Raw genomic sequence first — 21796 nt, 5'->3', positions numbered from 1 at the left:
GGGTATGATAGCGGCCGATCCGAACCACTGAAAATTTATCCAGCGTTTTTTGCGCCCGACTATCCATGATCAGCACTGAACTCAAAACCACGATCCAGGGCGCCTATTCGCGTTTTCTCGAAGCCAAGAGCTTGAAACCGCGCTACGGCCAACGCCTGATGATCGCCGAAGTGGCGAAAGTCCTCGGAGATATCGACACCGACGACGAAGGTCGCCGCGCAGGCGAACCCGCGGTCGTGGCTGTCGAGGCCGGCACCGGTACCGGCAAGACCGTGGCCTATAGCCTCGCCGCGATCCCCACCGCCAAGGCCGCCGGCAAGCGCCTGGTGATCGCCACCGCCACCGTCGCCCTGCAAGAGCAGATTGTCTACAAAGACCTGCCCGACCTGATGCGCAACAGCGGCCTGAGCTTTACCTTCGCCCTGGCCAAGGGGCGTGGCCGCTACATGTGCTTGTCCAAGCTCGACGTATTGCTGCAGGAAGGCCATGCACAAACGGCCACCGCATCGCTGTTCGAAGAAGAAGGCTTCAAGATCGAGGTGGACGAGGCCAGCCAGAAGCTGTTTACCAGCATGATCGAGAAACTGGCCGGCAACAAATGGGACGGCGACCGCGACAGCTGGCCCACCGCCTTGGAAGATTCCGATTGGGCGCGCCTGACCACCGATCACAGCCAGTGCACCAACCGCCATTGCCCCAACTTCGGCCAGTGCGCCTTCTACAAGGCCCGCGAAGGCATGGGCAAGGTTGACGTCATCGTCACCAACCACGACATGGTGCTGGCCGACCTGGCCCTGGGCGGCGGCGCCGTGTTGCCCGATCCGCGCGACACCCTCTACGTATTCGACGAAGGTCACCACCTGCCGGACAAGGCCATCGGCCACTTCGCCCATTACACACGCCTGCGTTCCACCGCCGACTGGCTGGAAACCACCGCCAAGAACCTCACCAAGTTGCTGGCCCAGCATCCGCTGCCCGGTGACCTGGGCAAGCTGATCGAGCAGGTGCCGGAACTGGCGCGTGAGATCAAGACCCAGCAGCAGTTCATGTTCAGCGCCTGCGAACAGGTTGCAGACTTCAAGCCCGGTGAAGACGTCGAGGGCCGTGAGCGCCCGCGCCATCGCTTTGTCGGTGGGATGATTCCCGAGCACATGCGCGAAATGGGCATCGAGTTGAAGAAGGGCTTTTCACGCCTGACCGACCTGTTCACCCGCCTGACCGATTTGCTCAAGGAAGGCATGGATGGCGAGGTCAATATCGGCATCGCCAGCAACCAGGCCGAAGAATGGTACCCGCTGTTCGGCAGCCTGCTGTCCCGCTCCCAGGGCAACTGGGAGCTGTGGACCGCCTTCACCGCCGAAGACCCGGAAGACAACCCGCCGATGGCCCGTTGGCTGACCCTGTCGGAAAGCGGTGCGCTGTTTGATATCGAGGTCAACGCCAGCCCGATCCTCGCCGCCGAAATGCTGCGCCGCAATCTGTGGAACGTGGCCTACGGCTGCCTGGTGACCTCGGCCACGCTGACCGCCCTGGGCACCTTCGACCGTTTCCGCATGCGCGCCGGCCTGCCGAAAAAGGCCGTCACCGCCGTGGTGCCAAGCCCCTTTCATCACGCCGACGCTGGTGTGCTGCGGGTGCCGGACCTCAAGGCCGATCCTCGGGATGCGGCGGCGCACACCGCGGCTATCATTCGCGACCTGCCGTCCTTGGTCGAAGGCTCCCGCGGCACACTGGTGCTGTTCTCGTCGCGCAAACAGATGCAGGACGTGTTCGATGGCCTTGACCGCGACTGGCGCAAGCAGGTGTTTATCCAGGGCAACCTGTCCAAGCAGGAAACCCTGAACAAGCACAAGGCGCGGGTCGATGGCGGTGATTCCAGTGTGCTGTTTGGTCTGGCCAGCTTTGCCGAAGGCGTGGACTTGCCCGGCGCCTACTGCGAACACGTGGTAATCGCCAAGATCCCGTTCTCGGTGCCTGATGATCCGGTCGAGGCCGCACTGGCCGAATGGATCGAAGCCCGGGGCGGTAACCCGTTCATGGAAATCTCGGTGCCGGATGCTTCCCTGAAGCTGGTGCAGGCCTGCGGGCGCTTGCTGCGTACCGAAGAAGACCGGGGCACCATCACCTTGCTCGACCGCCGCCTGGTCACCCAGCGCTATGGCAAGGCTATCCTCAATGCCTTGCCGCCGTTCAGGCGCGAAATTTCTTAAGCCACCGTGGGCAAATTCGCCCACTGCGTGGTCTATCTCATCACTATCATCAGGCCATTCATCGGCCGTCTGGGAGAACCTTGTTCGTATGATTCGCACGCTGCCCGCCCTGTTTGCCTTACTGTTCGCTGCGCCGTTGATGGCCGCACCAGCGGGGCAACAAACGCTGTTCAACTTTGTCCGGCCTGCCGATGTGGTCAAGGTGGCGACCCAGGACGCCAGCCTGCCGCAATACAACGCTGAACAAACGCCCGAAGGCGAGGTGCTGCGCCGCATCACCTTCAACCCGGCGACTGAGCCGAGCCTGGTGCTCAGTCCGCAAACCGGCGCGTGGGACTGGTCGCAATCGAGTGCCATGAGCCTGCGTATCCAAAGCGCCATGAACTGGGCGCTGACCCTGTACATCAAGGTGCAGAGCGCTGACGGCAAGACCCTGGTCAGCCGCGTCGACCTGCCGGCCGGCCCGGCCCAAACCCTGCTGGTTCCGCTGCAAGCCAACTCGCCGCTGAGCCAGGGCATGAAAGCGGGCCCGCCGATGCCGGTGACGGTGGACGGCCAGCGAGTGTTACTGGCCGCCAGCGCCGGGGAGATCGACCGCAGCCAAGTGGTCTCGGTGACCCTGTCGATGATCAAGCCCAACGCCGCCCAAAGCATCCTGCTGGAGCGCTTCGGCGTGCAGGACAGCGAGCCAGTGTTGAAGGCCGCCTATAGCGAATTGGTCGACGCCTATGGTCAGTCGACCCGCGCGCGCTGGCCGGAAAAGGTCAGCAGCGATGACCAGCTCAAGGCTTTGGCCGCCAAGGAACAGCAGCAGCTCAAGACCTGGCTGGCCGAGCGAGACAAATCCTCCCTGGACCCATATGGCGGCTGGAACAAAGGCCCGGCATTCGACGCCAGCGGCTTTTTCCGCACCGAGAAGCGTGACGGCCGCTGGTACCTGGTGACGCCCGACGGTCATCCGTTCTATTCCCTGGGTGTCAACACCGTGGCGCCGGACAACAGCCAGACCTACGTGGCGGGGCGTGAATGGATGTTCGCGGCGTTGCCCAAGGCCGGCGAACCTTTCGACAAGTATTACGGCAGCGGCGACAACCGCAGCGGCAACGGTGCCGGCGAAGGACGTGGCTTTGGCTCGGGCCGCTGGTACGATTTCTATGGCGCCAACCTGCAACGCACTTATGGCGGTGAAGGTCTGGACCAGAAGCGCTGGGTTACCCACACCCTCGACCGCCTGCAAGCCTGGGGTTTCAACACTGTGGGCAACTGGAGCGATGCGGACCTGGCCACGGCCGACCGCGTGCCGTACACCTTGCCGCTGTCGATTGTGGGTGACTACGCCAGCATCAGCACCGGCACTGACTGGTGGGGCGGCATGCCCGACCCGTTCGACCCGCGCTTTGCCATGGCCACCGAACGCGCCGTGGCCATCGCCGCGCGCGATCACCGCGATGACCCGTGGTTGATCGGCTTCTTTGCCGACAACGAGCTGGCCTGGGCAGGTCCCGGTGACGATCCAAAGTCCCGCTACGCCCTGGCCTACGGCACCTTGCGCATGACCACCGATGTGCCGGCCAAGCGCGCCTTCCTCAAGCAACTGCGCGACAAATACCGCAACGAAGAAGGCCTGTCCAAAGCCTGGGGCATTCATTTGGCGGGCTGGGAGCTGATGGAAGACCCAGGCTTCGAGCCACCGATGCCCAACCCGGAGCACCCGGAAATCGAAGCCGACTTCAAGTATTTCCAGAAGACGTTCGCCGATGCCTACTTCAAGACCCTCTCTGACTCGCTGAAGTGGCACGCGCCCAACCAGCTGTTGCTGGGCGGCCGTTTTGCAGTGAGCACGCCGGAAGCGGTGGCGTCGTGCGCACAGTATTGCGACGTGTTGAGCTTTAACATGTACACCCTCAAGCCCCAGGACGGTTATGACTTCGCCGCCCTGCGCGCATTGGACAAACCGGTACTGATCACCGAATTCAACTTTGGCTCCGCCGACCGTGGCCCGTTCTGGGGCGGCGTGACACAGCTGGCCCGCGAAGAAGACCGCGGCACGGCGTACAGCGCCTTTCTCAAGCAGGCCATGGCCGAGCCGTCGATTGTCGGCGTGCACTGGTTCCAGTACCTCGACCAGCCGGTGACAGGGCGTCTGCTGGATGGCGAAAACGGCCACTTCGGCCTTGTCGGCATCACCGATGTGCCGTTCCAGGGCTTCGTCGACAGCGTCCGTAAAAGCAATCTTGCGGCAGTCGACCAATTGGGCAAGGCGGCCGAAAAAGCCAAGGCGGCCGGTGCCGTGCGTGAGCACGAAGGTGGCCGATCCGCCCAGGCGGGCAAAGGCGCGGGGCAGGGCGCCGGACAGGCCGGTGGGCACTCTGGAAATGGCCATTGATTCATCGTTGACGGGTTCACAAAACCGACAATGACTGGAACAATGTCGACCATTTCCTACAGTATTTTCAAAGGCGGCTTAGGTGCAGATTCAGGGTCATTACGAGCTCCAGTTCGAAGCGGTACGCGAAGCCTTCGCCGCACTGTTCGATGACCCCCAGGAGCGTGGTGCCGGGTTGTGCATCCAGATCGGCGGGCAAACCGTCGTCGACCTGTGGGCCGGTACTGCCGACAAGGACGGGGCCGAAGCCTGGCACAGCGACACTATCGTTAACCTGTTCTCCTGCACCAAGACCTTCACGGCCGTTACCGCCCTGCAACTGGTCGCCGAAGGTAAGCTCAAGCTCGATGCGCCTGTGGCCGATTACTGGCCGGAATTTGCCGCGGCGGGCAAGGAAGCGATTACGCTGCGCCAGTTGCTCTGTCACCAGGCCGGGCTGCCGGCCATCCGCGAAATGCTGCCTACCGAGGCCCTCTACGACTGGCAATTGATGGTCGATACCCTGGCGGCCGAGGCTCCCTGGTGGGCACCGGGCGAGGGGCATGGCTATGAGGCGATCACTTACGGTTGGCTGGTCGGCGAATTGCTGCGCCGTGCCGATGGGCGCGGGCCGGGGGAGTCCATCGTGGCGCGGGTCGCACGGCCCTTGGGGCTGGATTTTCATGTGGGCCTGGCGGATGAAGAGTTTTATCGTGTTGCCCATATAGCCCGCAGTAAAGGCAATATGGGCGATGAAGCGGCACAACGGTTACTTCAAGTAATGATGCGCGAACCTGAGGCAATGACCACACGTGCATTTGCCAATCCACCGTCTATTCTGACCAGCACTAACAAGCCTGAATGGCGACGCATGCAGCAGCCCGCGGCTAATGGTCATGGTAATGCACGCAGCCTGGCCGGGTTTTATAGCGGGTTGTTGGACGGTAGTTTGCTGGAAAGCGACATGCTCGAACAATTGACCCGTGAACACAGTATCGGGCTGGACAAAACCTTATTGACCCAAACCCGCTTCGGCCTGGGCTGCATGTTGGATCAACCGCAGTTGCCCAATGCCACGTTCGGCCTGGGGCCACGCGCATTCGGGCATCCCGGGGCAGGCGGCTCAGTCGGGTTTGCCGACCCTGAACATGATGTCGCATTCGGTTTTGTGACTAATACCCTGGGCCCCTACGTACTTATGGACCCGCGTGCGCAGAAGTTGGTCGGAATATTGGCCGGTTGTCTATAAACCCCTTGCTGTTTCACAATTTTTTGTTACAAAGGCAAGTATAAGAAAGATGCTGAACGACACGTTGTAACTTGAATGTTCTTTAAGCGTCGGTTTAACGGGTCACGAGACCCCCTGGTTTTTTCTCATTTTGTGGATATCTCATGTTATCGAACAAGTCCTTGGCACTGGCGCTGTGCCTCACTATTACAGGTTGCGCACAAACTCCACAAAATGATGCCGAAGGTGGGCATTGGTGGTCATTCGGATCGGACAAGACTGCGACCAAGGACGCAGTGGCCCAAACCGACGCCAAGCCCGATGCCAAGCCCGATGCCAAGCCTGCCGCGGGCGCCAAGCCTGTTGAGCCCGTCGCCGCTGCTGCTGCACCGGCTCCGGCCGCCAAGGCTGATACCGGTTACAGCTGGTGGCCGTTCTCCACCAAGAGTGCTGAAGAGAAGGCCGCCGATGCCAAGGCTGACCTGAAAGCCGACCTCAAGGCCGCCACCCCGACGTCGGACGCGGCGCCTGTGGTCGCCAAGACCAACACCGAGCCTCACTGGTGGTGGCCGTTCGAAAGCAAGCCAAAGCCCTTGGCCAAGGTCGACGTAACCAACGTGCAGATGCCTGACCCGAAAATCACCCAAGCCTGGCTGGACGACTACGAGCCACGCCTGCGGGAGGCCATCAAGGGCAGCAGCCTGCAACTGGAACGTCGCGACAACGTGCTGGTGGTGATTGCCCCGGTCGACGGTTCCTACAACCCGAAGCGCCCGGCGATGTTGCTGCCGGTGACCCTGGGCCCGTTCACCCGTGTGGCCAAGGCTGTAGAGGCTGATCCAAAGACCGCCGTACTGGTCCTGGGTCACGTCGACGCCACCGGCAGCGCGCCGGCGAGCCAGGCGTTGAGCAAGGAGCGTGCGCAGTCGATTGCTTCGATTTTCAGCCTCAGTGGTTTGAAGCAGGACCGCCTGATGCTGCGTGGCATGGGCGACCTTATGCCACGTGCCGCCAACGACAGCAATCAAGGCCGTGCGCTGAATCGTCGCATGGAAATCATGTTCACTCAGCGTACAACGATGTTGGCACTGCTGAGCAAGTACAACTCGGGCAAGACCCCACCTGTTGCTGAAATGGTGGCCGTGCAGGACGTTCCAGCCCCGGCACCCGCGGCAAAGGCAAAAGCGCCAGCCAAAAAGGCCCCGGCCAAGAAAGCTGCCGCCAAGCCCGCGGCTAAAAAGGCTGCGGCCAAACCGGCTGCGAAGAAACCCGCTGCCGCCAAAGCCAAGGCTGCTGCACCCGCTTCGAACGACCAGGCGAAGAACTGAGCCGTTGAACCACGAGGATAAAGCCGCATGACCCAGGCACTGGCCGATATGCGCCGTGACTACACACGGGACGGTTTGAGCGAGGCCCAGGCCCCGGATGAACCGTTTGCGTTGTTCCACCAATGGTTTGGCGATGCGGTGAAAACCGAACAGCCACCGGTGGAGGCCAATGCCATGACCCTGGCGACGGTCGACCAGGACGGTCGTCCGCACTGTCGTATCCTGTTGCTCAAGGGCCTGGATGCACAGGGCTTTACCTTCTTCACCAACTATCAAAGCGCCAAGGGTGAACAACTCGCGGCGCGGCCGTTCGCGGCCATGACCTTCTTCTGGCCGACCCTGGAACGCCAGGTGCGCATTGAAGGGCGTGTGGTCAAGGTCACCCCTGAAGAGTCGGACGCCTATTACCAGGTGCGTCCTTTGGGCAGCCGCCTGGGGGCTTGGGCTTCTCCGCAGAGCCAGGTCATCCGTGACCGCGAGGAACTGCAGGAACTGCTCAAGGCCACTGAACAGCGTTTCAGCGATACCCAGCCCGACTGCCCTGAGCATTGGGGTGGGTACCGTTTGCTGCCCGAGCGCATCGAGTTCTGGCAAGGCCGCGCCAGCCGCCTGCATGACCGCCTCAACTATCGCCTGCAAGGGGCTCAATGGTCCCGCGAGCGCCTGGCGCCCTGAGCGTCACCTTTCGTCATCCCGCCTGAATCAAAGCTATTGCGCTGGAGTCCCTGATCAAGAGACCTCGGCGCTTTCGGCTGCGCGGCTACACTGATCAAACAGGTTATGGCATCGTTCGGCGCCATAACCGTGGTTACCGTTCGTCGAGTTTTCCGGTGCTGGCAGTCTGTACTCAGGCTGAATGAAAACAATTTTTTGCCTGGCTTGCCGTGACAGGCGCCAAACCAGAGCGTTTAATGAATACCTGTCCTTTGGAGTTGATGCTATGCGTAAGTCCGTTTTACTAGTTGCCTGCTTTACCACCCTGTCGTTGCTCCTGGGTGGCTGCGCCTCGAGTCTGACCGGCGATTCGTACTCTCGCGATGAGGCGCGTCGTGTACAGACCGTGCGCATGGGCACCATCGAATCCCTGCGTCCGGTGAAAATCGAAGGCACCAAGACCCCAATCGGCGGCGCTGCAGGCGCAGTCATCGGCGGCGTTGGCGGCAGCGCCATCGGTGGCGGCCGTGGCAGCATCGTCACCGCGGTGATCGGCGCGGTCGCTGGTGGCCTGTTGGGCTCGGCCACCGAAGAAGGCCTGACCCGTACCCAGGGCGTGGAAATCACCGTTCGCGAAGACGACGGCAGCATGCGTGCCTACGTACAAGCCGTGCAGGAAAATGAAATCTTCCGCATCGGCGACCGCGTACGCATCATGACCGTTGACGGTACCAGCCGCGTTACTCGCTAAGCGCTGGCGAGCAGGCAAAGAAAAACCCCAGCCGGGTGACCGGTTGGGGTTTTTTTATACTGTTTTCCCAGAGGGTCAGGCTTTTTTGCGACTCGCCATTGCCGTCACCGCGTACCCGATAAAGGCCGCCAGGATTGACCCGGTCAGAATGCCCATGCGGTCCTCACCAGCAAACTCACTGGCACCCGGCACAAACGCCAGGGAGCCGACAAACAGGCTCATGGTGAAGCCGATACCGCACAGGATCGCCACCCCAAGCACCTGGCCCCAGTTGGCGCCGCTGGGCAGTGACGCGATACCGGTCTTGATCGCCAGCCAAGTCAGGCCGAACACACCGACGGTCTTGCCGATCAACAGGCCGGCCGCGATGCCCATGGGCACGTGGTGGGTGAAGCTGTCCAGGCTGACGCCGCTGAGGGAGACGCCAGCATTGGCGAATGCGAAGAGCGGCAGGATGGCGTAGGCCACCCAGGGGTGCAGGGCGTGTTCCAGCGTCAACAGCGGTGAGGTTTCGGCATTTTTGGTATGCAGTGGAATGCAGAACGCCAGGGTCACGCCGGCCAGCGTGGCATGCACACCGCTCTTGAGTACGCACACCCACAGGATCAAGCCAACGATGAGGTACGGCCCAAGCTTGATCACGCCCAGGCGGTTCATCGCAATCAAGGCAATCAAGCACGCCCCCGCGCCAGCCAGGGATGCGCCAGACAAATCGGCGGAATAGAACAGCGCAATGACGATGATGGCACCGAGGTCGTCAATGATTGCCAGGGTCATCAGGAACAGCTTCAGCGACACCGGTACGCGCTTGCCCAGCAGGGCCAGGACACCCAGGGCGAACGCAATATCCGTGGCCATGGGGATCGCCCAGCCGGCGAGGGCGGCGGGGTTGTCCTTGTTCAGCGCCCAGTAGATCAGTGCCGGCACCACCATGCCGCCGATGGCTGCTGCGCCGGGCAGTACTACTTGGGAAGGCTTGGACAGGTGGCCATCAAGAAGTTCGCGCTTGACCTCCAGGCCGATCAACAGGAAGAACAGGGCCATCAGGCCGTCGTTGATCCACAGCAGCGCCGGCTTGGCGATGCTCAACGCTCCCACCTGCGTGACCACTGGGGTCTCGAGGAAGGCGTTGTACAGGTGCGACAACGGCGAGTTGTTAATGATCAGCGCCAAGGCGGCAGCGGCGATCAACAACAGGCCACTGGCGGCTTCCAGCTGGAAGAAACGGGTGAAAGTGCTACGCAGAGGCAAGGGATGCTCTCCATTCCAGGTTCAATAGGTGGGTACCCTAACCCGTACTGTTAGTTGTTAAAACAAAAGTTATATTCTTATTTGTTATAAGAAACCGGCCGGGTTGTCGACGCGCCAAAGACTAGCAAGTGTGTGTCCAATTGAGTCGGTACTGTATCTGTGTGGAGTGTAGGAAACATCTTAAGATCAAGGCTGAAAACCTTTAGAGAACCTACCATGAGCGACCACCGTACCTGGGCCCGCGAAGCCATTCGCATCATTGAAGCGGACTTCCAGCGGAGCGCCGACACCCACTTGATTCCGTTGCCGCTGCCGGGGTTGCCAGGCATCGAGTTGTACTTCAAGGACGAGTCCAGCCACCCCACCGGCAGCCTGAAACATCGTCTGGCCCGCTCACTGTTCCTGTACGCACTGTGCAATGGCTGGCTCAAGCCAGACGCCCCGGTGGTTGAAGCATCGAGCGGTTCCACGGCGATCTCCGAAGCCTACTTCGCTCGCCTGCTGGGCTTGCCGTTCATCGCAGTCATGCCTGCTACCACGTCCCAGGAGAAGATCGCCCAGATCGCCTTTTATGGTGGCAAGAGCCATCTGGTTGAGGATCCGACGCAGATCTACGCTGAATCCGAGCGCCTGGCCAAGGAAGGTGGCGGTCATTTCATGGACCAGTTCACCTATGCCGAACGTGCTACCGACTGGCGGGCGAACAACAACATCGCCGAGTCGATTTTCCAGCAGATGCGCTTTGAACAGCACCCGGAGCCCAGCTGGTTGATTTCCAGCCCCGGCACTGGCGGCACTACCGCGACCCTGGGCCGTTATGTGCGTTATCGCCAGCATTGCACCCGCGTGCTGTGTGCCGATGCCGAACGTTCGGTGTTCTTCGACTTCTACCAGAGCGGCGACGCCAACCTGCGCCTGGAGTGTGGCTCACGGATCGAAGGGATTGGTCGCCCGCGGGTGGAAGCCTCGTTTTTGCCAGCGGTGATTGATGCAATGGTCAAGGTGCCAGACGCCTTGTCATTGGCGGCCATGCATTACCTGGCTGGGCGTTTGGGACGACGGGTCGGCGGTTCCAGCGGGACCAACCTGATCGGCGCCTTGATAGCGGCGCAACAGATGAAAGCGGCGGGGGAGTCGGGGTCGATTGTCGCGATCTTGTGCGATGGCGGTGAGCGCTATGCCACAACCTATTACGATCAAGCATGGCTGGCGGGGCAGGGCTATGAGCTGCAGAGCCTGATCACGGCGGTTGGGGCGAGTGTCGAGCAGGGTGAACCGCTACCCGGTAACATCATGCGCGCTAATATCTGACACCCTACAAAACAGTGTGGGAGCTGGCTTGCCTGCGAAAGCGGAATGTCAGTCGACAAGTTTATCGACTGGACCACCGTATCGCAGGCAAGCCAGCTCCCACATTGGATTTATGCTTGCCGACAGAGTGCTTTAGGCTTCGATACCCAGCATATCCCGCGCCAACGCCTCGGCGATCCGAATCCCGTCAACACCCGCCGACAGGATCCCACCGGCATAACCCGCACCTTCCCCGGCCGGAAACAGGCCTTTTACGTTCAGGCTCTGCATCGACTCATCGCGGGTGATGCGCAACGGTGATGACGTGCGGGTCTCGATCCCCGTCAACACTGCATCGTGCAGCGAATACCCTTTGATCTGCTTCTCGAACGCCGGCAAGGCTTCGCGGATGGCTTCGATGGCGAAGTCCGGCAAGGCCAGGGCCAGGTCGCCCAGGGATACGCCGGGCTTGTAGGAAGGTTCCACACTGCCTAAGGCGGTGGACGGTTTGCCGGCGATAAAATCGCCCACCAACTGCGCCGGTGCCTCGTAGTTGCTGCCGCCGAGGATGTAGGCGTGGGACTCCAGGCGCTCCTGCAACTCGATACCGGCCAACGGGCCACCCGGGTAATCCACGTCGGGCGTGATGCCGACCACAATGCCGGAGTTGGCGTTGCGCTCGTTGCGCGAGTACTGGCTCATGCCGTTGGTAACGACGCGATTGGGTTCCGAGGTCGCGGCCACCACCGTGCCGCCCGGGCACATGCAGAAGCTATAGACCGAACGGCCGTTCTTGGCGTGGTGCACCAGCTTGTAGTCGGCTGCGCCCAGTTTCGGGTGGCCAGCGTACTTGCCCAGGCGTGCGGCGTCGATCAGCGACTGCGGGTGTTCGATACGGAAACCCACCGAGAACGGCTTGGCCTCCATGTACACGCCGCGGCCATGGAGCATGCGGAAGGTGTCACGTGCGCTGTGGCCCAGGGCAAGAATTACATGCCTGGAGAGAATCTGCTCGCCGCCGTCGACGACCACGCCGTTCAACTGCCCCTCTTCGATCAACACATCGGTGACGCGTTGCCCGAAGCGCACTTCACCGCCGAGGGCGATGATCTGCTCGCGCATGTTTTCCACCACGCCGGTCAGGCGGAAGGTGCCGATATGGGGCTTGCTGACGTAGAGGATCTCTTCCGGCGCGCCGGCCTTGACGAACTCGTGCAGCACCTTGCGGCCATGGAATTTCGGGTCCTTGATCTGGCTGTACAGCTTGCCGTCAGAGAAAGTGCCGGCGCCGCCTTCACCGAATTGCACGTTGGATTCGGGGTTAAGCACGCTTTTACGCCACAGGCCCCAGGTGTCCTTGGTGCGTTGGCGCACTTCCTTGCCGCGCTCGAGGATGATCGGCTTGAAGCCCATCTGTGCCAGCAGCAGCCCGGCGAAGATCCCGCAGGGACCAAACCCCACCACGATCGGCCGCTCGACCAGATCTGCCGGCGCCTGGCCCACCACCTTGTAGCTGATGTCGGGGGCCGGGTTGACGTTGCGGTCGTCGGCAAACTTGAGCAGCAGGGCGGCTTCGCCCTTCACGTTCAAGTCGATGGTGTAGATGAAGCACAGCTCCGACGATTTTTTACGGGCATCGTAGCTGCGTTTGAACAGGGTGAAATCGAGCAGGTCATCACTGGCGATGCCCAGGCGCTGCACGATGGCTGGCCGCAGGTCTTCTTCGGGATGGTCGATGGGCAGCTTGAGTTCGGTGATTCGTAACATGACAGGATCCGGTAGGCGGCGGGCGAGAAGGCCGGCTGTTTTGCAAACCGGCGATTATAAGCCCCAATGGCGACTTTCCGTCAGGTTAAAACAGCGTAGGGTCGAATCAGTCGTCCCGCGAGCCGCCAAAGGCTGCGCAACCACGCTGCACCTGGCCGTTGACCCGCAACTCGGCGCTCATGTGTTGCAGGCTGCCGCTCACGCTGTCGACGCAGCGCTGGGGCGCCACCCACAGTTCGATGTGCTGGTTATTGGCTTCGGTCATCAGGTTGAAGCGGCCGTCGCCCAGCTGTTCTTCGACGTACGGCACTGCCAGCGGCGGTTGGCCCTCACGTTCCAGCACCATGCCCTTGGCCGTGACGTTCATCGCCCAGGCCGGTTTATGGCCGTTGGCGCGCAGGATCATGCGCTTGAAGTCCGGGTCGGCACAGGCGGAGGTCGAACGTTCGACGCGGTACAGCTGTTGTAGCTCGACTTCGCCCTGGGTGCCGGTGGCAACCCCGGAAAACTTGCCGCGCAGGTCGGCGAACAGTGCGCCTTGCTGGCCGGCCAGGGAGGCCGCTTCCTGCAGGATGCTGGTGCCGCCGGTATCCTTGACCGCGTAGTTACGCTGGTCGCCGCACGGCTGGAACAACAGCTTGCCGTCCACCGCGGTCAGTTCACCCTGCATGCGGGTCAGCCCGACGGTAGACGGTTTGGCTGGCTCGCTTTCGAACAGCTGGCAAGCGGCGAACAAAGGAAGCAAGGCACACAGGGCGAGGGTACGGGCGGCACGCATATTGGGTCTCCAAACAAGTGCCGCCACGTTACGCAGGCTGGCGCTGCATCACAAGCCCGCTCGCCGGCTTCAGGTGTTTCTGACAGATATCAAATTCAGCCTACGATAAAGGTTTGGCCGGTTTGTAGGCCCTCGACGCTTTTTGCGTAAGCCAGTGCCACATCGGCAGCTGGAGCTGGTTTGTAGCCACGGAAATACGGTGCATAGCTGCCCATGGCTTCCAGTAGAACGGTCGGGCTCACAGCATTGATACGCAGGCCACGTGGCAATTCAATGGCCGCCGCTTTGACGAATGCGTCCAGTGCACCGTTGACCAACGCCGCCGAGGCGCCGGTGCGGATCGGATCACGGTTCAGGATGCCGCTGGTGAAGGTGAACGAAGCGCCATCGTTGGCATACTCACGGCCGATCAGCAGCAGATTGACCTGGCCCATCAGCTTGTCACGCAGGCCCAGTTCAAAGTCGCTTTCGCTCATCTCGCCCAAGGCTACGAAATTGACGCTGCCCGCTGCGCAAACCAGTGCGTCGAACTTGCCGGTTTGTTCAAACAATTTACGAATCGAAGCGCTGTCGCTGATGTCCACCTGGAAATCGCCGCTGGTGCGACCGATGCTGATCACTTCGTGACGCTGGACCAGTTCCGCCTTCACCGCCGAACCAACTGTGCCGCTGGCACCAATCAATAGGATTTTCATCGTGCTGTTCCTCCAAGGTAAGTGAAGGTTCAGTCTAGTGTGGCTTTTTCAGCGGATAAACGCGCTAATAGGCAACCTTTGGTTCTCAAATGGAAACAATCCATGAGCGAGATAGATGACCTGGTGGCCTTCGCGGTGCTGATTGAAGCTGGCAGCTTCACCTTGGCGGCCGAGCAATTGGGTTGCAGCAAGGGGCAGCTGTCCAAGCGCATCAGCCAGTTGGAAGCGCAGTTTGCCGTGGTGCTGCTGCACCGTACGACGCGCAAACTGAGCCTCACCGCTGCCGGCGCGGCGTTGCTGCCCCAGGCACAAGCGCTGGTGGTGCAAGTGGAGCGCGCTCGCCAGGCGTTGGCGCGGCTCAAAGATGATTTGACCGGCCCTGTGCGCATGACCGTTCCGGTCTCGTTGGGTGAGACCTTCTTTGATGGCTTATTGCTGGAGTTCTCCAAGCAATACCCGCAGGTGCAGGTCGAACTGGAGCTTGACAACAGTTACCGCGACTTGGCCCGGGATGGTTTTGACTTGGGCGTACGCTCGGGTGCCATCGAACATGAACGCCTGGTGGCCAAGCCTCTGCTGGCGTGGCGCGAGATGACCTGCGCCAGCCCGGCCTATCTGGAACAGCACGGCGAACCACTGACCCCGGCGGACCTGGCGACACACATCTGTTTGCTCAACAGTCACTACAGCGGCCGCGAGGAATGGTTGTATCACCAGCAACACGAATTGCTGCGGGTGCGGGTAAGCGGCACGTTTGCCTCCAACCACTACAACCTGTTGAAAAAAGCCGCGCTGGTAGGCGCCGGTATCGCGCGCCTGCCGTCCTACGTATTACCGAAGGAACTGGCTGACGGCCGGTTACGCTGGCTCCTGCGCGACTATCAGACGCGCAGCATGCCGATGTACCTGGTGCATCCCTACCAGGGTGGCCTGCCGCGGCGTACCCAGGTATTGGCCGATTACCTGGTGGACTGGTTCAGGCGCAGCGGCGAGGCGTTGGATCGACTTTAACGTAAGCGACGGGCGATCAAGTGGTCGATGGACAGGTTGCCCGGTCCCTTGGCGAGCAGCAGCAACAGCAGCGCAATCCAGGTGCCGTGTATCGGATAGGCTTCAGGGTAGACGAACAACTGGATGATCAAGGTCATGCCAATCAGGGCCAGGGCCGAGAAGCGCGTAGCCAACCCCAGCAGGATCAGCACCGGGAAAAAATGCTCGGCAAAGGTCGCCATATGCGCGGCCACTTCCGGTGCCAGCAACGGCACGTGGTACTCGCTGCGAAACAGCCACAACGCCGACGCAGCAAGCTTGGGCTCGCCCCATTGGAATGTGCCGCTGACCAGGTCAATGGCAAAGCCTTCGACTTTGGTTTGCCCGGATTTCCAGAAGACTGCTGCAATGGAGAAGCGCGCAATAAACGCGATCAGGCTGTAGGGGATGTTTTCGAACAGGGCGACGGCCCGTTTTACCAGGCAGGGAGCGGGCGTGTTCATGGCGATACCTTTTGATCCAGATGCAAATGAGTGATGGCGTCATGGCTGATCAGCAGCGTGAGACATTGGTGCAGGTCGAATTCGGTCGCGTTTTCAAGCGCATTGGTAACGGCCACCTCTAGCCTGGCGCCGTGCTTGAGGCTATTGATAAAGATGACCGAGCCACTGTCGATGGCGAAAACCTTGACCGCCAGCCCTTGGCGCAAGACCAGTGCGCCCTGGGCATGCCAGGGGTTCAACATGGCGATAGCGTCCTCGGCCTGATGCGCGGCCCATACCGCGACGATTGCGTAGGGGGAGTTCAGCGTGGCGAGCGATGGGTGCAGTTGCACACGCAGGTGCCCCAGTTGCTCTGCGCCTTGCAGTTGTTGAAGAACGCTGGGCTGGTCCAGCGCCTGGCGATCCGCCGCGTGGTAGGCGCGAACCCGCAGGCGTTCCAATCGCGCTATATCTGCCAGGTAAGGCACGCTCGAAGCCGGCTCAAACCCTTGGATAAAGTCAGCCAAAGAGCTGCCGTATTCGCTGATCAACGGGTTAATGGGCGGATAAGCCTGGACGTACAGGCCGGCCATGGCATGGAAAAACTCATCGCCGACCAGTCGTCGCACCACCGGATAGGCGGATGCCAGCCCCTCGATCAGCGAGCTGTGGACATTATTGCGATACACCGCGAAGCGGCTTGCCGGGTCGGCACCGTTGCTGCTGAACAAACCCTCGGGACAGACTGCATCGGTCGCCAGCAAGGCCTGGGCAAATGCCTGTTGAATACTCATCGGGCCACCTGCGACAAATACCATTGGGCTTGCTGGGCCTCTGCCTTCAGCACGCTGAACGCCGGCACCTGGTTATCCCGTTCGATCAGCGTGGCTACCGGCCCGGTCCGTGCCAGCACCTGTTCGTACAGCTGCCACACGGCGTTATCGATAGGCGCGCCGTGGTCATCGATCAGCAGGCGGTCGCCCAGGCTGTCGGTGTCTTCGGCAAAACCGGCCAGATGAATTTCACCGACTGCGCGCAATGGCAGGGCGTCGATATAGGCAAGTGGGTCGCGCTGGTGATTGATGCAGGAGACATAGACGTTGTTGATATCGAGCAGCAGGCCGCAACCGGTACGGCGGATGATCTCGCCGATGAAGTCGGTCTCGTCCAGGGTGGAGCGCTGGAACTGCAGGTAGGTCGAGGGGTTCTCCAACAGCATCGGCCGCTTGAGGGTGCTTTGTACCTGATCGACGTGGGCGCATACCCGGCTCAGGGTGCTGGCGTCGTAGGCCAGGGGCAGCAAGTCGTTGAGAAACACCGGGCCGTGGCTGGACCAGGCCAGGTGTTCGGAAAAAGACTGGGGTTGATAGCGTTCGATCAGCGTGGCCAGGCGTGCCAGGTGCTCACGGTCCAGTGGGCCTTCGCCGCCGATGGACAGGCCCACGCCGTGCAGTGACAGTGGGTACTGTGCGCGGATCAAGCCCAGGTAGTGATGAAACGGGCCGCCGGCCACCATGTAGTTTTCGGCGTGCACTTCGAAAAAACCGATGTCGGGGCAGGTCTCGAGCACCTGGGTAAAGTGCTCGGTCTTCAGCCCCAGCCCGGCCCGCAAGGGCAGGCCAGGTGCCTGAGCCGGTGAGACCATGGAGTCGGGTGTTGGCGTCATCATCAGTACTCAGGCTCGCGACGGGATCAGGACTTGGCGGTGAAGGCGGCTTCCTGGCCGAAACCGGTCGGCGAAGTGGTGCTTGGGGTCTGGGTGCAGGTGCCGGCGGGCACCAGTTTCCAGGCGTTGGCCTGGTCTTTGGTTTTGGAGGTGCCGGCGCAGGAAGTGCCGGCGCCTGCGGCGCAGTCGTTCTTGCCGGCTTCAGCCACGCCGAAGCATTTCTGCATGTCGTCGGCCGCGTGGGCAGTGGTGCTCAGGGCGGACAGGCTCAGGGCCGAGCCCAGGGCCAGGATGAGGGAGGCGGCGGACAGTTTGGTAGTCATGGGTATAACTCCAGCAGTGGGTTGAATGAGCGGGCTTGATTGCCTGCTTGCACCACTAGAGAGAGGGGGGGTGAGTTCGTTACAAAGAGTTCGAAAATAATTCCAGAATCTTTCGGTTCACACAAAAAATGTGGGAGGGGGCTTGCCCCCGATAGCGGTGGTTCAGTCACCAGATGCAGTGACTATCAGCCTGCCATCGGGGGCAAGCCCCCTCCCACATTTAGATCCGGTTTACTCAGTTACCGGGTCTTAGCCGCCGAGATACGCCTCCCGCACCTTCGGGTCCGTCAGCAGTTGCTCGCCAGTCCCCTGCATCACCACCCGGCCATTCTCCAGCACATAGGCACGGTCAGCGATTTTCAGCGCCTGGTTGGCGTTCTGCTCCACCAAAAACACCGTCACCCCGTCCTTGCGCAGCTGTTCGATGATGTCGAAGATCTGCTGGATGATGATCGGTGCCAGGCCCAGGGAGGGCTCGTCCAGCAGCAACAGCTTGGGCTTGCTCATCAGCGCCCGGCCGATGGCGAGCATTTGCTGCTCACCGCCGGACATGGTGCCGCCGCGCTGGCTGAAGCGTTCCTTGAGGCGCGGGAACAGGTGCAGCACCTTGTCCATTTGCTCCTGGTAGTCGCCCTTGTCGGTGAAGAACCCGCCCATGGCCAGGTTCTCTTCCACGGTCAGTCGCGAGAACACCCGACGACCTTCCGGTACCACGGCAATGCTCTTGCGCATGATCTCGGCGGAGTGCTTGCCCACCAGCTCTTCACCCATGTAGCGGATGCTGCCGCCGTGGGCCTGGGGCGAACCGCACAGGGTCATCAGTAGGGTCGATTTGCCGGCGCCGTTGGCGCCGATCAGGGTGACGATCTCACCCTGGCGCACTTCCACATTGACGTCGTGCAGGGCCTGGATCTTGCCGTAGAAAGTGGAAACGTTTTCGAATTGCAGCATTTTACGCTTCCCCCAAGTAGGCTTTGATCACTTCAGGATTGTCGCGGATCTGTTCCGGCGTCCCGTTGGCCAGCGGCGTGCCCTGGTTGATCACGACGATGTGGTCGGAAATGCTCATGACCAGTTTCATGTCGTGTTCGATCAACAGCACCGTGGCGTCGTTCTCCTCACGCAGCACGCTGATCAGCGCCTTGAGGTCTTCGGTTTCCTTGGGGTTCAGGCCGGCGGCGGGTTCGTCGAGCATCAGGATCCGCGGGCGGGTCATCATGCAACGGGCGATCTCCAGGCGACGCTGCTGCCCATAGGCGAGGGTGCCGGCGGGGCGGTTCGCGAACTCGGTCAGGTTGACCTTGTCCAGCCAGTACGCCGCGTATTCCATGGCCTCGCGCTCGCTCTTGCGGAACGCCGGGGTCTTGAACAGGCCTGCGAAGAAGTTGGTGTTCAAATGGCGGTGCTGGGCGATCAACAGGTTCTCGACTGCCGTCATGTCCTTGAACAGCCGCACGTTCTGGAAGGTGCGCACCACGCCCTTGCGGGCGATTTCGTGGCCGGCCAGGCCCTGGATCGGCTGGCCGTCCAGCAGGATGCTGCCACCGCTGGGCTTGTAGAAGCCGGTAAGGCAGTTGAACACTGTGGTTTTACCGGCGCCGTTGGGGCCGATCAGTGCTACAACCTGTTTCTCTTTCACGGTCAGGGCTACGCCGTTGACCGCCAGCAAACCGCCGAAGCGCATGCTCAGGTTTTCGACTTTCAGGATCTCGCGGCTCATTTGCGCAGCTCCATGTGTGGACGTTGCATGGGCAGCAGGCCCTGAGGGCGCCAGATCATCATCAGCACCATCAAGGCGCCGAACATCAACATGCGGTATTCGCTGAACTCACGCATCATTTCCGGCAGCAGGATCATCACAATCGCCGCCAGGATCACGCCCAGTTGCGAGCCCATGCCACCGAGCACCACGATGGCGAGGATGATCGCCGACTCGATGAAGGTGAACGACTCGGGGGTTACCAGGCCTTGGCGGGCGGCGAAGAAGCTACCGGCAAAACCAGCGAACGCGGCACCCAGGGTGAATGCGGAGAGCTTGATGATGGTCGGGTTCAGGCCCAGGGCACGGCAGGCGATTTCATCTTCGCGCAACGCTTCCCAGGCGCGGCCGATGGGCATGCGCAGCAAGCGGTTGATCACGAACAGTGCCGCCAGCGCCAGCAACAGCGCCACCAGGTACAGGAACACCACTTTGCTGACCGGGTTGTAGGCAATCCCGAAGTACTCGTGGAAGGTCTGCATGCCTTCGGCTGCGGTACGGTCAAACGACAACCCGAAGAACGTCGGCTTGGGGATGCTGCTGATACCGTTGGGGCCACCGGTGATATCGGTGAGGTTACGCAGGAACAGACGGATGATTTCACCAAAGCCCAGGGTCACGATCGCCAGGTAGTCACCGCGCAGGCGCAGCACCGGGAAGCCCAGCAGGAAGCCGAACGTCGCCGCCGCCATACCGGCCAGTGGCAGGCAGATCCAGAAGCTCCAGCCCAGGTAATGTGAGAGCAGCGCGTAGGTGTAGGCACCCACGGCGTAGAAGCCCACATAACCCAGGTCGAGCAGGCCGGCCAGGCCCACTACGATGTTCAGGCCCAGGCCCAGCAACACGTAGATGAGGATCAGGGTGGCGATATCGACCGCACCGCGGGAGCCGAAGAACGGCCAGATCAGCGCGGCGATAATCAGGCCGATGATGATGTAGCGCTGGGTGCGCGGCAGGGTAAGGAATTGACTGACCTTGGGCGACACCAATGGACCACGATTGCCCTTGAACAAGGCACCGACCTGCTGGGTGAACAGCACGCGCAGGAACATCAGCACCGAGCACAGGGCGATGACCGCCAGGGTCACGGGACCGGTGCCATGCACTTCCAGGTTGATGCCGACAATGCTCAGCTTGAGACCGAGTACCGGAAAGGCCACGGCCCATACCAGCAAGGCGCTGAAAAACGCCGATTTAAGATATCTGCTCATACTTTCTCAACCTCCGGACGACCCAGGATGCCGGTCGGACGGAACAACAACACCAGAACCAACAGGCCGAACGCCACGACGTCCTTGTACTGGTCACCGAAGATATCGGCGCCAAAGGCTTCGGCCACTCCCAGCACCAGCCCGCCGAGCATGGCGCCCGGAATGCTGCCGATGCCGCCCAATACCGCTGCGGTAAAGGCCTTCAGGCCCACCAGGAAACCGGCGTTGGGGTTGATCACGCCGTATTGCATGCTCAGCAACACGGCCGCCACGGCCGCCAGTGCGGCACCAATGACGAAGGTCAGGGCGATGATGTTGTTGGTGTTGATGCCCAGCAGGTTGGCCATCTTGATGTCTTCGGCGCAGGCCCGGCAGGCGCGCCCCAGACGGGAGCGGGAGATGAACAGGGTCAGGCCCAGCATGGCCACCAGGGTGACGACGAAGACCAGGATCTGCATGTACGAAATCAGCACTTCTTGTGCGCCACCCGGGCCGAAGGAGATGCTCCCCGGGATCAGGTTGGGAATGGACTTGTCCTTGGAGTCCTGGGACAGCAATACGGTGTTCTGCAGGAAAATCGACATGCCGATGGCAGAAATCAGCGGGATCAAACGGTTGCTGCCACGCAAGGGACGATAGGCAACCCGCTCGATGCTGTAGCCATAGGCACTGGTCACGATGATCGATGCCAGGAACGCAGCGGTCATCAACAGCGGCAGGGAGTGGATCCCCATCATGGCCAGCCCGGCGAGGGCGATGAAGGCCACGTAGGAACCAATCATGTACACCTCGCCATGGGCGAAGTTGATCATTCCAATGATGCCGTAAACCATTGTGTAGCCAATGGCTATCAAGGCATAGGTGCTGCCAATGGTCAGGCCATTAACCAGCTGTTGGAAAAAATGATAGATCTCAGGCATTACAGCGCTCCTAAAAACCCGATACGCATTTCACTGGTGGAGTCATTTCCGGCTCGGTGCCCTGTTCTGTGAGCAGGTTGCACAAAGCGTTTGCCAGCGAACCGCTGGTGACGGTTTTAAGATTTTCA

At 61.2% G+C, this 21796-nt stretch carries 20 protein-coding genes; 8 read left to right on the top strand and 12 right to left on the bottom strand.

The genetic code is table 11. The features are described 5' to 3' along the window. Window positions 1-65: 65 nt before the first annotated feature. The 6 genes from dinG to TU73_RS09825 all read left to right on the top strand — a co-directional run bounded on the left by dinG (window position 66) and on the right by TU73_RS09825 (window position 8536). The gene (gene dinG / locus TU73_RS09850; protein WP_057012027.1) at window positions 66-2210 is read left to right on the top strand and encodes an ATP-dependent DNA helicase DinG; all 2145 of its coding nucleotides are present in this window, start codon (window positions 66-68) and stop codon (window positions 2208-2210) included. An 88-nt stretch (window positions 2211-2298) separates the two neighbouring features. Continuing rightward, window positions 2299-4596 carry a beta-galactosidase gene (locus TU73_RS09845; protein ID WP_057012026.1) on the top strand — a complete coding sequence of 766 codons (2298 nt, stop codon included), beginning with the start codon at window positions 2299-2301 and terminating at the stop codon, window positions 4594-4596. An 82-nt stretch (window positions 4597-4678) separates the two neighbouring features. Next, the gene (locus TU73_RS09840; RefSeq protein WP_057012025.1) at window positions 4679-5824 is read left to right on the top strand and encodes a serine hydrolase domain-containing protein; all 1146 of its coding nucleotides are present in this window, start codon (window positions 4679-4681) and stop codon (window positions 5822-5824) included. A gap of 143 nt (window positions 5825-5967) precedes the next feature. Further along, window positions 5968-7131, top strand: a complete 1164-nt coding sequence (locus TU73_RS09835) for an OmpA family protein (protein WP_057012024.1) — start codon at window positions 5968-5970, stop codon at window positions 7129-7131. A gap of 27 nt (window positions 7132-7158) precedes the next feature. Beyond that, a complete protein-coding gene (gene pdxH / locus TU73_RS09830) occupies window positions 7159-7806 on the top strand; it encodes a pyridoxamine 5'-phosphate oxidase (protein ID WP_043051583.1) in 648 nt (215 codons plus the stop codon). A 265-nt stretch (window positions 7807-8071) separates the two neighbouring features. Then, window positions 8072-8536 (top strand): outer membrane lipoprotein, encoded by a 465-nt coding sequence (locus tag TU73_RS09825; RefSeq protein ID WP_003189251.1) that lies wholly within the window; start codon window positions 8072-8074, stop codon window positions 8534-8536. A gap of 75 nt (window positions 8537-8611) precedes the next feature. Here the strand turns inward: TU73_RS09825 and nhaA are convergent, their stop codons facing one another. After that, on the bottom strand, window positions 8612-9787 hold the full coding sequence (nhaA, locus tag TU73_RS09820) for a Na+/H+ antiporter NhaA (RefSeq protein ID WP_057012023.1): 1176 nt from the start codon (window positions 9785-9787) through the stop codon (window positions 8612-8614). A 216-nt stretch (window positions 9788-10003) separates the two neighbouring features. Between nhaA and TU73_RS09815 the strand changes: the two genes are divergently transcribed. After that, the gene (locus TU73_RS09815; RefSeq protein WP_057012022.1) at window positions 10004-11098 is read left to right on the top strand and encodes a PLP-dependent cysteine synthase family protein; all 1095 of its coding nucleotides are present in this window, start codon (window positions 10004-10006) and stop codon (window positions 11096-11098) included. Between the two features lie 132 nt (window positions 11099-11230). On the opposite strand, the gene TU73_RS09810 is transcribed toward TU73_RS09815, so the two are convergent. The 3 genes from TU73_RS09810 to TU73_RS09800 form a co-directional block, all read right to left on the bottom strand. Continuing rightward, window positions 11231-12844 (bottom strand): NAD(P)/FAD-dependent oxidoreductase, encoded by a 1614-nt coding sequence (locus tag TU73_RS09810; protein ID WP_057012021.1) that lies wholly within the window; start codon window positions 12842-12844, stop codon window positions 11231-11233. Between the two features lie 106 nt (window positions 12845-12950). Next, window positions 12951-13622, bottom strand: a complete 672-nt coding sequence (locus TU73_RS09805; RefSeq protein WP_057012020.1) for a COG3650 family protein — start codon at window positions 13620-13622, stop codon at window positions 12951-12953. 95 nt (window positions 13623-13717) lie between these two features. Continuing rightward, window positions 13718-14317, bottom strand: coding sequence for a short chain dehydrogenase (locus tag TU73_RS09800; RefSeq protein WP_057012019.1), 600 nt, complete (start codon window positions 14315-14317; stop codon window positions 13718-13720). A 102-nt stretch (window positions 14318-14419) separates the two neighbouring features. Between TU73_RS09800 and TU73_RS09795 the strand changes: the two genes are divergently transcribed. Beyond that, window positions 14420-15328 (top strand): LysR family transcriptional regulator, encoded by a 909-nt coding sequence (locus TU73_RS09795; RefSeq protein ID WP_057012018.1) that lies wholly within the window; start codon window positions 14420-14422, stop codon window positions 15326-15328. Here the strand turns inward: TU73_RS09795 and TU73_RS09790 are convergent. From TU73_RS09790 to livH, 8 genes are all read right to left on the bottom strand, one after another. Further along, the gene (locus TU73_RS09790) at window positions 15325-15810 is read right to left on the bottom strand and encodes a DoxX family protein (RefSeq protein WP_057012017.1); all 486 of its coding nucleotides are present in this window, start codon (window positions 15808-15810) and stop codon (window positions 15325-15327) included. The two genes, TU73_RS09795 and TU73_RS09790, sit on opposite strands and share 4 nt — an antisense overlap. Further along, window positions 15807-16583, bottom strand: a complete 777-nt coding sequence (locus TU73_RS09785) for an HvfC/BufC N-terminal domain-containing protein (protein WP_057012016.1) — start codon at window positions 16581-16583, stop codon at window positions 15807-15809. Before TU73_RS09785 ends, TU73_RS09790 begins: the two co-directional genes overlap by 4 nt. Further along, the gene (bufB, locus tag TU73_RS09780; protein WP_057012015.1) at window positions 16580-17458 is read right to left on the bottom strand and encodes an MNIO family bufferin maturase; all 879 of its coding nucleotides are present in this window, start codon (window positions 17456-17458) and stop codon (window positions 16580-16582) included. Before bufB ends, TU73_RS09785 begins: the two co-directional genes overlap by 4 nt. A gap of 23 nt (window positions 17459-17481) precedes the next feature. After that, window positions 17482-17778, bottom strand: coding sequence for a BufA1 family periplasmic bufferin-type metallophore (locus tag TU73_RS09775; protein WP_057012014.1), 297 nt, complete (start codon window positions 17776-17778; stop codon window positions 17482-17484). Between the two features lie 249 nt (window positions 17779-18027). After that, the gene (locus TU73_RS09770) at window positions 18028-18729 is read right to left on the bottom strand and encodes an ABC transporter ATP-binding protein (RefSeq protein WP_046071335.1); all 702 of its coding nucleotides are present in this window, start codon (window positions 18727-18729) and stop codon (window positions 18028-18030) included. Window position 18730: 1 nt separating this feature from the next. Next, the gene (gene livG, locus TU73_RS09765) at window positions 18731-19498 is read right to left on the bottom strand and encodes a high-affinity branched-chain amino acid ABC transporter ATP-binding protein LivG (RefSeq protein WP_057012013.1); all 768 of its coding nucleotides are present in this window, start codon (window positions 19496-19498) and stop codon (window positions 18731-18733) included. Next, entirely contained in the window at window positions 19495-20748 is a 1254-nt protein-coding gene (locus TU73_RS09760; protein ID WP_046071337.1) for a high-affinity branched-chain amino acid ABC transporter permease LivM, read from the bottom strand. Before TU73_RS09760 ends, livG begins: the two co-directional genes overlap by 4 nt. Continuing rightward, the gene (gene livH / locus TU73_RS09755; RefSeq protein WP_003193535.1) at window positions 20745-21668 is read right to left on the bottom strand and encodes a high-affinity branched-chain amino acid ABC transporter permease LivH; all 924 of its coding nucleotides are present in this window, start codon (window positions 21666-21668) and stop codon (window positions 20745-20747) included. Before livH ends, TU73_RS09760 begins: the two co-directional genes overlap by 4 nt. Window positions 21669-21796: the final 128 nt, after the last annotated feature.

The organism is Pseudomonas libanensis (assembly GCF_001439685.1).
Classification (GTDB): domain Bacteria; phylum Pseudomonadota; class Gammaproteobacteria; order Pseudomonadales; family Pseudomonadaceae; genus Aquipseudomonas; species Aquipseudomonas libanensis.
The sequence above is the reverse complement of the archived record's forward strand: the minus strand, read 5'-3'. Positions and strand labels throughout refer to the sequence as shown.